General features: G+C 58.6%; 11 protein-coding genes and 1 pseudogene. 4 read left to right on the top strand and 8 right to left on the bottom strand.

Going from position 1 to position 11,527, the window contains the following annotated elements:
• Positions 1-2: 2 nt before the first annotated feature.
• A complete protein-coding gene (locus IPP03_04430; GenBank protein MBL0351942.1) occupies positions 3-173 on the bottom strand; it encodes a hypothetical protein in 171 nt (56 codons plus the stop codon).
• Positions 174-258: 85 nt separating this feature from the next.
• On the opposite strand from IPP03_04430, the gene IPP03_04425 reads away from it, so the two are divergent.
• A complete protein-coding gene (locus IPP03_04425; protein MBL0351941.1) occupies positions 259-993 on the top strand; it encodes a hypothetical protein in 735 nt (244 codons plus the stop codon).
• Positions 994-1,283: 290 nt separating this feature from the next.
• A complete protein-coding gene (locus IPP03_04420) occupies positions 1,284-3,167 on the top strand; it encodes a SurA N-terminal domain-containing protein (protein MBL0351940.1) in 1,884 nt (627 codons plus the stop codon).
• Between the two features lie 90 nt (positions 3,168-3,257).
• Here IPP03_04420 and fabI read toward each other — a convergent pair whose 3' ends face one another.
• Together fabI and IPP03_04410 are read right to left on the bottom strand one after the other, a co-directional pair.
• Complete coding sequence (gene fabI / locus IPP03_04415; GenBank protein ID MBL0351939.1) at positions 3,258-4,055, bottom strand: enoyl-ACP reductase FabI; 798 nt, start codon at positions 4,053-4,055, stop codon at positions 3,258-3,260.
• A gap of 43 nt (positions 4,056-4,098) precedes the next feature.
• Positions 4,099-5,745 (bottom strand): electron transfer flavoprotein-ubiquinone oxidoreductase, encoded by a 1,647-nt coding sequence (locus IPP03_04410; protein ID MBL0351938.1) that lies wholly within the window; start codon positions 5,743-5,745, stop codon positions 4,099-4,101.
• A 91-nt stretch (positions 5,746-5,836) separates the two neighbouring features.
• Between IPP03_04410 and IPP03_04405 the strand changes: the two genes are divergently transcribed.
• Together IPP03_04405 and dgt are read left to right on the top strand one after the other, a co-directional pair.
• The gene (locus IPP03_04405; GenBank protein MBL0351937.1) at positions 5,837-6,247 is read left to right on the top strand and encodes an acyl-CoA thioesterase; all 411 of its coding nucleotides are present in this window, start codon (positions 5,837-5,839) and stop codon (positions 6,245-6,247) included.
• A 35-nt stretch (positions 6,248-6,282) separates the two neighbouring features.
• Positions 6,283-7,626, top strand: coding sequence for a dNTP triphosphohydrolase (gene dgt, locus IPP03_04400; protein ID MBL0351936.1), 1,344 nt, complete (start codon positions 6,283-6,285; stop codon positions 7,624-7,626).
• Between the two features lie 3 nt (positions 7,627-7,629).
• Here dgt and IPP03_04395 read toward each other — a convergent pair.
• From IPP03_04395 to IPP03_04375, 5 genes and pseudogenes are all read right to left on the bottom strand, one after another.
• Positions 7,630-8,491 (bottom strand): IS5 family transposase gene (locus IPP03_04395; GenBank protein ID MBL0351935.1). Its coding sequence is split into 2 segments (ribosomal slippage): positions 7,630-8,083 and positions 8,082-8,491, totalling 864 coding nucleotides; the frame shifts between segments, so codons are not numbered across the junction.
• A gap of 105 nt (positions 8,492-8,596) precedes the next feature.
• Positions 8,597-9,097 carry a hypothetical protein gene (locus IPP03_04390; GenBank protein ID MBL0351934.1) on the bottom strand — a complete coding sequence of 167 codons (501 nt, stop codon included), beginning with the start codon at positions 9,095-9,097 and terminating at the stop codon, positions 8,597-8,599.
• Positions 9,098-9,110: 13 nt separating this feature from the next.
• Positions 9,111-10,304, bottom strand: a pseudogene (locus IPP03_04385) (IS4 family transposase).
• 112 nt (positions 10,305-10,416) lie between these two features.
• Positions 10,417-10,803, bottom strand: coding sequence for a hypothetical protein (locus IPP03_04380; GenBank protein ID MBL0351933.1), 387 nt, complete (start codon positions 10,801-10,803; stop codon positions 10,417-10,419).
• Positions 10,804-10,812: 9 nt separating this feature from the next.
• The gene (locus IPP03_04375; GenBank protein MBL0351932.1) at positions 10,813-11,415 is read right to left on the bottom strand and encodes a hypothetical protein; all 603 of its coding nucleotides are present in this window, start codon (positions 11,413-11,415) and stop codon (positions 10,813-10,815) included.
• Between the last annotated feature and the right edge of the window lie 112 nt (positions 11,416-11,527).

The raw sequence follows: 11,527 nt of genomic DNA, 5'->3' as shown, positions 1-11,527 counted from the left end.
ATTCAGGCCTGAGTACGGGTTATCCGGCACTGTCGGCGCCAGCAGGCAGGGGTATGCAGTAACCGGATATCCAGTTTGGCGGGGGCAAAAATCTCCCGGGCACGCTCCGCGCGCGCCAGTTCCTCCGGGCGGATTCCGGCGATCAGTTCGAACCATTTCTGAATCTGTTTCATGTTCTGGACTCCTTCGCTTGCGAGGGTAAGAATGAGGTGTTGAGCGGTATTTTCCGACCACAAATGCAGCTTATCCGATAACTGTATGGATGTACAGTATTCGTATTTCCTCGAACCCAAGGTAGTCTTTCAGATTGTCATCGTATGGAAGGCAAAAAAGAGCCATGTCCCGCGCCAAATTCTCCTGTTTGCCACATCCGGTACTGTTGCAAACTACGTCGGCAGAAGTCACAATGACAGGCGCAACGTCAGGGTCATTGCCGAGGTGGGTTCTGGAAGAATGGCCGTCGAGGTCATCGGGAAGCGTGAGATTCCGGTTCGTTTCACGGTAAAGCGGGAAAACCTGAAACCAATGCAGCCCGGCTTGTTTGATTGGCAATTTCCTGAGGCAAGGTCCGGAGGGGGCGCCATGAACGTGGTTCACATGCCGACTGAGTTACTGTCTGGCGTTGCCGAAATGGATGATCAGCACGACCGGCTTTTCAATGAAATCGTGCAGGTCAAGTGCGCCTTACTCGAGGTTGTGGACGATCATACAGACGGTCTGGCGCTGCTTTCCGGTTTTGCCAAAGATCTTGTCGCGCACTTCGCATGGGAGGAAGCCGCCGCCAAGGCAGAGGGCATTCCGTTCGAGGAAAGCCACATGAAGGAGCATCGCAGGATTTCCACCTTCATCCGGGCGAAAGTGGGCGAGGTCAGTCGCGGCCAATGCAATATTCCCGCGCTCATGGTTTTCATGGAGCGTTATTTCGAAAACCATGTCGTCCAGTATGACCTGAAACTTGGACATGACCTGCAGGCAGCGCACGTGCCCCGGTAGTCACGAAGGCCCTTCTTCGATTTGCATTGCAGCCTGTTGAATCCACGCGACGTGCGGAGAGGCTCGGGTGCAATAACCTGTATTGGATCCGGATCATCTTCGGATTCCGCTGACGCTTTACTCTCTGGCGATCGCGGATGTCGTTCGCCGACCGGGGGCAACCGATCAGGATGCGATAGTCACGTACCAAACGGGCGTCCAAATGAAGGATGGCAAAACTACGGTATCATTGACGTTTGTGACGAACCGCCGTTCGTCGTTCTGAACGTATCCGAAGGGTTTTTCCTCTTATGTTTGACGCAGTTCGCAACAATAAGAAAATCGTCCAGATATTTCTGGCGCTGATCACCCTGCCGTTCGCCTTTTTCGGTGTCGATTCCTATGTGCGAAATTCGGGCACCGGGGATGCCGTGGCCAAGATCGGCGATGTCAAGATCAGCCAGCAGCAGTTCCAGCAGGCGCTGCGTGAACAGCAGGAACGCCTGCGGGCGCAGATGGGGCAGATCGATCCGAAAGTGCTCGACACCCCGGAAGCACGCAAGGCGATACTCGATGATCTCGTTGACCAGCAGTTGCTGATGCTGGAAGCCAGCAAGAAAGGACTGTTCACCAGCGATGGGGCGATTCGCGGCACCATCAGCGGGATCGACGCTTTCAAGGTCGATGGAAAGTTTTCGCAGGAGCGCTATGAAGCGACACTGCGCGGGCAGGGCATGACGCCAGCGGGTTTCGAGGCGCGTCTACGCCAGGATCTGACCCTGCAGCTACTGGCGACGGCGGTCAGCCAGTCCGGAATCATGGCGCGCGCGGTCAGCGACCGTATCCTCGCGATGCAGACGGAGAAGCGCGACATTCAGGAATTCCGCCTGCCGCTCGACGCCTATCTCGACAAAGTCAAGCTGGTAGAGGGCGCGGCGAAAAAATTCTACGACGACAACAGCAAGCAGTTCGAGGTACCGGAACAGGCCAAAGTTGAATTTGTTGTGTTGTCGCAGGACACCATCGGCGCCTCGCTGGCGGTTTCCGATGCCGAAATAAAGGCCTGGTTCGACGGTCATAAGGATCGCTTCCAGCAGGCGGAAGAGCGTCGCGCCAGCCACATCCTCATCGCCTCCGAAAAGATTGGCAAGGACAAGGCGAAGACCAAGGCCGAGGAAGTTCTCAAGGAATTGCGCAAGAATCCATCCGCCTTCGCCGATTTTGCGAAGAAGAACTCGGACGATCCCGGTTCCGCTGCCAAGGGTGGCGACCTCGGCTTCTTCGGTCGCGGCATGATGGTCAAGCCGTTCGAGGAAGCAGTCTTCCGCCTCAACGAAGGCGAAATTTCCGACATGGTCGAATCGGATTTTGGTTTCCACATCATCAAGGTCACCGGAATTCACGCAGCCAAGGAAAAGAATCTGGACGATGTCAGGGGCGAGATCGAGGCCGAGTTGAAGAAGGCCGCGGGGTCGCGCAAGTTTGCCGAGGCCGCCGAGGGTTTCAGCAATATCGTCTATGAACAGGCCGACAGCCTGAAACCGGCGGCTGACAAGTTCGGCCTCGCCGTCAAGCAGTCCGAGTGGCTTGGGCGCCAGGCCAATCCGGCAAATGGCCCGCTGGCCAACGAAAAGCTGCTGGCTGCCGTATTTTCCGAGGATTCGGTGAAAAACAGGCGAAATACCGAGGCCGTGGAGATCGCGCCGAATACGCTGGTCGCCGCGCGTATCGTCGACTACAAACCGGCCACGTTGCAACCCTTTGGCAGCGTCAAGGGCAGCATCGAGACGTTGCTCAGGCGTCAGGAAGCACTGGCGCTGGCGCGCAAGGATGGCGAAGCCCGTCTCGATGTGCTCCGCAAGGGCAACGACAGCCTCAACTGGGGTAGTGTCAAGAGCGTCTCGCGCCTCGACTCGCGCCAGATCCCGCAGCCAGCGGCGCCGACCGTCTTCAAGATGGATGGCTCCGCGCTTCCGGCCTACGCCGGTGTTGATCTGCCGGGTGCCGGCTACGCGCTGTTCAAGTTGGTCGGTGTCAATGCCGGTGATGGGCTCGACGATGCCCGTAAGCAGGTGCTGTTGCGCCAGTTGAACACGCTGGAAGCGCAGGAAGAGGTCCAGAGCTACCTCGCCGCACTGCGCAGCCGTTACAAGGTGGAGATCAACAAGGCGGTGCTGGAAGCGAAGGACAAGTAACGGCGGGATCGAGTCGGAAAAACGCCGACCGGTCAGAACCAGTCGGCGTTTTTCCGTTCCCTTGTACGGGTCGGCCGCGCCGCTGGATTTTCAGCCGGGCAGCGGCTCGGCGTTGCCCAGCGCGGTCGTGTTCATGCCGCCATCGACGTACATGATTTCGCCGGTGATGCCGCTGGCCAGATCGGAGAGCAGGAAGGCGGCGGCGTTGCCGACTTCGTCGATGGTCACGTTGCGCCGCAGCGGGGCATGGTGCGCGTTGTAGGAGAGCAGCTTGCCGAAGTTGCCGATGCCGGACGCGGCCAGGGTCTTGATCGGGCCGGCTGAAATGGCGTTGGCACGAGTACCTTCGGGGCCGAGGCTGAACGCCAGGTAACGGGTGGCTGCCTCGAGGCTAGCCTTGGCCAGGCCCATCGTGTTGTAGTTGGGCATGGTGCGCTCTGCGCCGAGGTAGGAGAGGGCGAGGAGGGAAGCCTTGCGCCCCTGCATCATCGGCCGTGCGGCCTTGGCCAGCGCCGGATAGCTGTACGATGAAATCTCGTGGGCGATGCGGAAGGCTTCGCGCGAGATACCGTTGAGGAAATCACCTTCGATGGCCTCGGTCGGCGCGTAGGCGATGGAATGTACGAGGCCGTCGAGGCCATCCCAGCGCTTGCCAAGTTCGACGAAAACATTGTCAATCTGTTCGTCGCTGGAGACATCGAGAGGAATCGTGATGTCGCTGGCGAATTCACCGGCGAACTTCTTGATGCGATCTCCGAAACGCTCGGTCTGGTAAGTGAAGGCGAGTTGCGCGCCTTCGCGATGGCAAGCCCTGGCAATGCCGTAGGCGATGGAGTGCTTGGACAGTAGTCCGGTGATCAGAATTTTCTTGCCGGCGAGAAAGCCCATTTGTAGTACTCCGTGGGGGATTTAGCCGGCAGATTATAAAGCATCACATGTTCGGATAGGTTGGGCCTTCGCCGCCTTGTGGGGTCACCCAGTTGATGTTCTGGGTTGGATCCTTGATGTCGCAGGTCTTGCAGTGCACGCAGTTCTGCGCGTTGATCTGCAGGCGTGGGTTGTTGCCCTGTTCGTCGCGCACGATTTCATAGACGCCGGCCGGGCAGTAGCGCTGTTCCGGCGCATCGTACTGCGCCAGGTTGATCCTGATCGGGACATTCGCGTCCTTCAACTGCAGGTGACAAGGCTGGTTTTCCTCGTGGTTGGTACCGGAAAGAAAGACTGAGGACAGGCGATCGAAGGTAAGCACGCCGTCGGGTTTCGGGTAGGCAATCGGCGGGCAATCAGCGGCCGGCTTCAGCTTGGCGTAATCAGGCGCCTTATGGTGCAGTGTCCACGGTGCTCGCCCGCGCAAGACCACCTGGTCGATGCCGAACATGAGCGAGCCGAGTTTCATCCCTTTGCTCATCCACGGCTTGAAGTTGCGCGCCCGATAGAGTTCGTCATGCAGCCAGCTGTTCCTGAAGGCTTCCGGATAGGCGGCCAGTTCGTCATGCTGGCGTCCACCTATGAGCGCATCGAAACAGGCTTCCGACGCGAGCATTCCCGACTTGATCGCACAATGTATACCCTTGATGCGCGCGGCGTTGAGAAAGCCGGCGTTGTCGCCGACCAGGATGCCGCCTGGGAAGGTCAGTCTGGGCAGGGACTGGATACCGCCGGCGGTCAGGGCGCGGGCGCCGTAGGCGATGCGCTTGCTGCCCTCGAGGAATTTACGGATTTCCGGATGCGTCTTGTAGCGCTGGAATTCCTCGAACGGCGCCAGATGAGGGTTGGTATAGCCGAGACCGACGACGTAACCTACCGCAACCTGGTTGTTTTCGAGATGGTAGACAAAGCCGCCGCCGTAGGTGTCGGGCTCCATCGGCCAGCCGCCACTATGGACGACGAGGCCAGGCTGGTGATTCTCCGGCTTGACATCCCACAGTTCCTTGATGCCGATGCCGTAGGTCTGCGGGTCGGCGTCGGTATCGAGTTTGAATCTTTTGATGAGTTGCTTGGCTAGGTGGCCGTGGCAGCCCTCGGAAAAAAACGTGTATTTACCATGTAACTCCATCCCCATCTGGAAGTTCGGACCCTCGCTGCCGTCATGCAGACGCCCCATGTCGCCGGTGGCGACACCCTTGACCGATCCGTCGGCGGTGAACAGCACTTCGGCGCCGGCAAAACCGGGATAGATCTCGACGCCCAGCGCCTCGGCCTGCTCGCCGAGCCAGCGGCAGAGATTGCCGAGAGAAATGATGTAGCAGCCATCGTTATGGAAACACTTTGGCAACAGGCTGTTGGCAACCCTGCTGGCGCCATTTTCCGTGAGGATGAAGAAACGGTCCTCGCTGACCGGCGTGTTGAGTGGAGCACCGTCCTGTTTCCAGTTGGGCAGAAGCTCGGTCAGCGCACGAGGGTCGATAACCGCGCCGGAAAGGATGTGGGCACCTATTTCGGCGCCTTTCTCGATCAGGCAGACCGAAATCTCGCTACCCTTGTCAGCCGCCAGTTGCTTGAGGCGAATTGCCGAGGCCAGCCCGGCGGGGCCACCACCGACGATGACAACGTCAAAATTCATCGCTTCGCGTTCCATCATTTCTCCTCGTCAATTGATTGTCGCATCACCATCAATACGGTACAGTATGGTCAGCTTTTTTTCAACCCTTCCGGGGAAATCTACGAACATGGAAAAACGCAGGAAGCTCGTGCACGCGACGACCGTGCCGATTCGCTGGGGCGACATGGATGCCTATGGTCACGTCAACAACACCGTTTATTTCCGCTACATGGAGCAGGCGCGAGTGGAGTGGATCGAGGCAATGCAGACGCCGGTTCGGCTGGGTGGAGAAGGGCCGGTGCTCATCAACGCCAGCTGCAGTTTCCTGATTCCACTGAACTATCCGGGCACGGTCGAGGTGCGGACCTACGCCAGCCATCCCGGGCGCTCCAGTTTCCTGACCCACGTCGAGATGCGCCTCGTCGGCGATGAGCGGGTATATGCCGAAGGTGCCGCCAAGGTGGTGTGGATGGATACCCGGACCGGCAAGTCGGTACCCTTGCCCGACCATGTGCGGACCGAGGTCGAAGAGGAGTAAACTCGCGGGCCGTCGCGTCGCCATTCCGGAAAACCATGGGCCAACGAAAGACCTGGGAAAAACTACTGTCCGCCGAACGGCTGGGCGCCGGGCGGGTGCCCGGAAATCGCGAGCGCACTGCCTTCCAGCAGGATTACGACCGTATTATCTTCACCTCCGCTTTCCGGCGGATGAAGGACAAGACGCAGGTCTTTCCCCTGTCCAAGAGCGACTATGTCCGTACGCGCCTGACCCACAGCCTCGAGGCCAGTTGTGTCGGGCGCTCGCTGGGCGCGCTCGTCGGCCGCGAAATTATCGCCCGCCACGGTTTGCGGAACGTGGAATCCGGCGATTTCGGCGCCATCGTTGCAGCCGCCTGCCTCGCTCACGATATCGGCAATCCGCCTTTCGGGCACGCCGGGGAAGATGCTATTCGCGAGTGGTTCAGCAGTTCCGGATTGCTCGACCGTCATCCGCTAACCAGCGCGCAACGTGCCGATTTCGAGCGCTACGAAGGCAACGCACAGGGCTTTCGCATCGTCACCCGCCTGCAGAGCCCGGCCAATCCCGGGCTGCAATTGACCAGTGCGGTACTCGCGGCGTTTACCAAATACCCGCGTCCGTCTTCGGTCGACACCGAACTCGACGGCAAGAGCGGCCACAAATTCGGCTTCTTCCAGCAGGATGCCGCCGCCTTCGCCGACGTGGCGCGGTCGACCGGTCTCGTGGAGCGAATTCCGGGCACCGCATGGCGGCGCCATCCGCTGGCCTTCCTGGTTGAGGTAGCGGACGACACCTGCTACCTGATCGTCGACCTCGAAGATGCCGCGCGTCTCGGCTTCGTCGCGTATCGCGATGCCGAATGGCTGCTCGCTGATCTCGCCGGCAACGCCATCAGTGCCCGTCGCCTGGATCGCCTGCACGACCCGAAGGAGCGCCTTGAGTACCTGCGGGCCAAGGCCATCGGCCGTCTGCTGGAAAGCGCCGCAGCGGTCTTTCTGGAAAACGAGGACGCTATCATCAAGGGGGCGTTCGATGATGCACTGCTCGAACAGTCGCCGGTTGCCGGCCCGTTGCAGGCAATTCTCCGCCTGGCCAAGGAAACCATCTATACCGCCCGGCCCGCGCTCGAAATCGAAACTGCCGGTTTTGAGGTTCTCGGCGCGCTGTTGGCCCTGTTCGGCAACGCGGTAGAGGCGCGGGCTGGGCATGGGCGATTCACGACTCGTGAACGGATGCTGCTTCAGTTGTTGCCACCCCAGTTCCTCGGCCTTGCGGGCGAACCTGATCCCGACCCTTATGTGCGCTTGCTGCAGGTTGCCGATTTCGTCGCCGGGATGACTGATTCCTACGCTGTGGACATGTACCGCAAGCTCAAGGGTTTCGATCTGCCGACTTAGAGCTTATCCGTAAACAATATTTACTTTCAGTTTAATTTTTCTGAACGCCATGATTGATGCGGCCAGGTGGTTGAGCGCCAAGAAACTGCGCTCAAGCTTCTCGTATCGCACCAACAACTTCCGGAAGCGGTTGAACCAGCTGTGAGCCACTTCGACGATCCAGCGCCGGGCTTTCTTCCTGGGGTCACGTTTGAGTTCGCCGGCCTCTTGCCCACGCCCTTTGACATGGGGGATGTAGCCATGCTTCGTGATGATCGCCAATGCGGGCGCGCCGGTGTAGCCGGCGTCAGCGCAAAGGTGTTTGCTTCGCCGCTTGGGTGGCGACGCTCGCTTGACGACAATGGCCTCAAGCACAGCCGCCAACTGAGAGACGTCGTGCCGATTGGCGCCGGTCACGACGAGCGACAACGGGACGCCACGACCGTCCACCAGCAAATGACGCTTGCTCCCATTTTTTTCCCCGGTCCGTTGGATTGGGTCCAACGCTTGATTGCGCCATCGGGGCCTTCATCATCGCGCCGTCAAGGCTTTGCCAGCGCCAGGCGATACCTTCAAGGTCGTCGTATTCGGCAAGCCCGCGCTTCCATAGGGCTTCAAACACCCCGGCCTTCTCCCACGCCAGAAATCGGGCATGAATCGCACTGGAACTGCCAAAGCGCTCCGCCGGGAGTGCCTTCCACTGGCAACCTGTGCGCAGCACATAAATAATCGCCTCGAAGACCAGCCTCGGTTCTTTGGGCTTGCGCCCCCCGCCAGCCTTGCGGACGTAACTCCGATCCGCCAGTCGCTGGCGTATCGGAATCAGTGGCTCAACGCGCTTCCAGAATTCCTCGGTCACTTCCCATAACTTCACTTTTGCCATCATCTCCCCCAACGCAATTCTCGCGCATGGGCAGTGATTAGCCATTATTTACGGATAAGTTCTTAGTCCCTTATGACTCAACTCTTCACATTTTCTGAGCAGAAATTGTCATGCCGCGAGAGCGGGCCTGATGATTTGCTCGGCGATGCGACAAGCAGCGGCGATGGCATTTCGACCGGTGCGAGTCAGGTAATAGCGGTAGGTGCCGACGATCATTTTGATCAACCCGAAGTCACGCAAACGCCGGACGCCGCGAATGTTGAACTCGGGATGTTGGAGCGAGCACAGCAAATCATGCTCGGTCTTGTCGAAGAAGTTGAAGCCTTTGATGCGACGCCCATCGATTTCCTTGGGCCTGGTCAATTTGCCGAGGCAGCGCGTGCCGGCGGAGAAGTCATCGAGAGCGCAAAGGAATTCCAGGTAGCGACGGTTGCAGCCGAGGAGGATTTCGCGCCGATCGATCAGGCTGTCCCACGGGGACTTCCTTTGGTCGTAGATCGACTTCTTGACGGCCGCCAGTTCCTGGGAGGCTTCACCATCCCGGTGTTCCACCTTGCGGTGGTGCTTGAAGAAGGAAACATTATGGGTGGTGGTTTCAATACGCAGCACCACTACTGTCCGGTTAGATTCCCAATAAATTCAATTGGTTGCAAACCGGGTGCGCTCCGGATCTGTAATCGTCACCCGGGAACGCCTGCTGCAAGGTCATTTTCTCGAATAGGGTGAGGGATAAAACCTGTAGCAAAGTGTAGAGGGAAACGTCGAGCTTCAATTTTTTCCGAACAATGGCGACCAACACATAGACCGACACCGCGATCCAGATTTGCGTCTTGACCGCGTTCTCTGAAGTACCGAAGAACTGTTTGATTCGAAGATGCTGCTTGATCCACTTGAAGAACAACTCGACCTGCCAGCGGCTTTTGTAAAGCGCGCAGATCGTTGCTGCCGGCAAGATCATCTGGTTGGTGAGGAAGACGAGCGTTTTTCCGGTCTCGGCATCCTTGAATCGAACACGCCGCAACTGGGCAGGATAGTCGCGCCGGGTGTAATAGCCATCCAGGGCAATCGTCTGGTCGCAGAGAATACCGGTACTGCGGTCGGTTGGCGCCGAATAGACGCGATGGGAATTCAGGTTCGATTTGGCACGGGTCACGAAGAAAGCCCCCGCCTGATGCAGCCTGTGCAAGCGGGCGAAATCAACATAACCGCGATCCATGACGTAAATCGCACCGGCTTCCGGGGTCAGCAAGTCCGGCGCATGGACATCGTGCAGTTTCCCGTCGGAGACGTGGATAAAACTGGGAATACTGCCGCGTCCCACAGGGATTTCCTCTGGTCACAAGTCGAGCAGCGTATGCATCTTCACCGCCGCCTTGGTGGTACGGAAATGCGCCCAGGGAAATACCGACAGGCACAGGTCGATGGGGGTCGAATCGAGCGCATACACGGTGTTCGACAATTCCAGGCCCAAGTCTTCGCTGGCATAGAGCTTTCTTGCCTGGACAATCAGCCACGCGGCAAAGTCGGCGTAGATGCGCCAATCCCGCGATTCGTTTGCGTCGGCCAATGTCGCACGCCGTACCGGCTCGCGAAATCCCATGTGGTACAGCTTGGCGGATTGCGCCGACAGACAGGTCTCGATGTCCCGCAAGCTCTCCCGATATGTCAGTTGTGCAAAGGCCATCACCCGAAATTGTTCGGCGCAACTCAGTGTGCGAACGCCTTTGTCGCCGCTGTAGCGTGTGACATAGCGATTGAATGTCGACCACGGCAGGAAATCCATCAACTGGGAAAACAGTGTCTTGCCGGCGTTCATGGCAACACCCTTCAGAAAATTTCGAAGGGCCATTTTTCGCCGATTTCAAATCGACACCACACCTTTTCGCTCGGAAAGCCCCGTCAGTCACGGCGCTCGGCAGTTCGAGTGCTCATTTGACCGGACAGTAGTGACGCAGCACCTGACCGAACTTGTCGTACATCTTGACCGAGTGCTGGCCCAGCCGATGCTTGATGCAGGTGCGCTCGATGCGGGTGGACAGGCGACTCTCAAGCTCTTGCGCCAGCTGCGGCGTCAGCTTCTTGCCCAGGAAATGCATCACCTGCGGCGCCTTCACCGAAACGATAGCTTCCCGGGAAAGAGCTTCGTAGAGGGGTTGCATGATCGCGGTCGAACGAAAGGCCAGATCGGTCGAACACTCGATTTGCATCAGACTCCAGTGGTAGGTCTGGCCAAAGACATCAAGGACCGGACAGCATTGCTGGGCATGGCGATCCAGAATCCGGTGCAGGACGTCCGGGGAAAGATTGTCAGCCAACGGCTGCGCTTACGCCCAGTCGCCAATACGGAGGAAGGCGTTGTCGGCCAGGGTGTAATTGATGCTGGCAGCCGTCAGTTGCCGGGCCAGCCAACTGTGGCCATTACAGTAGAACTGAAGCCGGAAGGGACACCACGTCGGCACGCGCAGATAGACCAGACCCAACTCCGCGTCGATGAAATAGAAGTAGTAGTGCAGGCACTTGCCAGGCGCCGGCCGCAGAAAAGTCTGGTGGGTGCGCTTGTCATGCCACGCCTTGTACGACGAGCAGGCTTCCATGACCGAGATGACATGAACCAGTCCGGGGTGATCACCCCGCGCCTTGATCACCTCGGCGACCACCGCTTCCTTGCGCACATGCGCCTTGGCGATGTACTGAATGCTCACCCCGGCCGATGCCGCCAAGGCCTCGGCGTTTTCCCGAATCCGCTCACGCAACGGCTCGGCAAAACGCGGATAGTCAACGATGCGGATGTACTTGGCGTTCAGGTAGCTCGTCATGCCTGCCACGTAGCACGCGCCAGGCAGCGTGCCAGTAATGAGCATCCGGTCGTAGCAGGTCAAAATCCCCGCGATCCGGTCACGGTAGCGCTCAAGAAGTGGTACGTTCATGGCAACCTCCACTTTACGTGGCAGAGTGCTTCTACTTTAACCTGTTCGGTTCCGGCTCGTCCGGCTTAGTGTGTATTGACAATCAATCCGATAGATTACTATGGCATTGATC

Origin of the sequence: Candidatus Dechloromonas phosphoritropha, assembly GCA_016722705.1 — a bacterium.
Classification (GTDB): domain Bacteria; phylum Pseudomonadota; class Gammaproteobacteria; order Burkholderiales; family Rhodocyclaceae; genus Azonexus; species Azonexus phosphoritrophus.
The sequence above is the reverse complement of the archived record's forward strand: the minus strand, read 5'-3'. Positions and strand labels throughout refer to the sequence as shown.

Bases quoted from the DNA above. Each gene is read 5' to 3' on its own strand.
- IPP03_04430 (MBL0351942.1), bottom strand. From the start codon at position 173: ATGAAACAGATTCAGAAATGGTTCGAACTGATCGCCGGAATCCGCCCG.
- IPP03_04425 (MBL0351941.1), top strand. From the start codon at position 259: ATGGATGTACAGTATTCGTATTTCCTCGAACCCAAGGTAGTCTTTCAG.
- IPP03_04420 (MBL0351940.1), top strand. From the start codon at position 1,284: ATGTTTGACGCAGTTCGCAACAATAAGAAAATCGTCCAGATATTTCTG.
- fabI (MBL0351939.1), bottom strand. From the start codon at position 4,055: ATGGGCTTTCTCGCCGGCAAGAAAATTCTGATCACCGGACTACTGTCC.
- IPP03_04410 (MBL0351938.1), bottom strand. From the start codon at position 5,745: ATGGAACGCGAAGCGATGAATTTTGACGTTGTCATCGTCGGTGGTGGC.
- IPP03_04405 (MBL0351937.1), top strand. From the start codon at position 5,837: ATGGAAAAACGCAGGAAGCTCGTGCACGCGACGACCGTGCCGATTCGC.
- dgt (MBL0351936.1), top strand. From the start codon at position 6,283: ATGGGCCAACGAAAGACCTGGGAAAAACTACTGTCCGCCGAACGGCTG.
- IPP03_04375 (MBL0351932.1), bottom strand. From the start codon at position 11,415: ATGAACGTACCACTTCTTGAGCGCTACCGTGACCGGATCGCGGGGATT.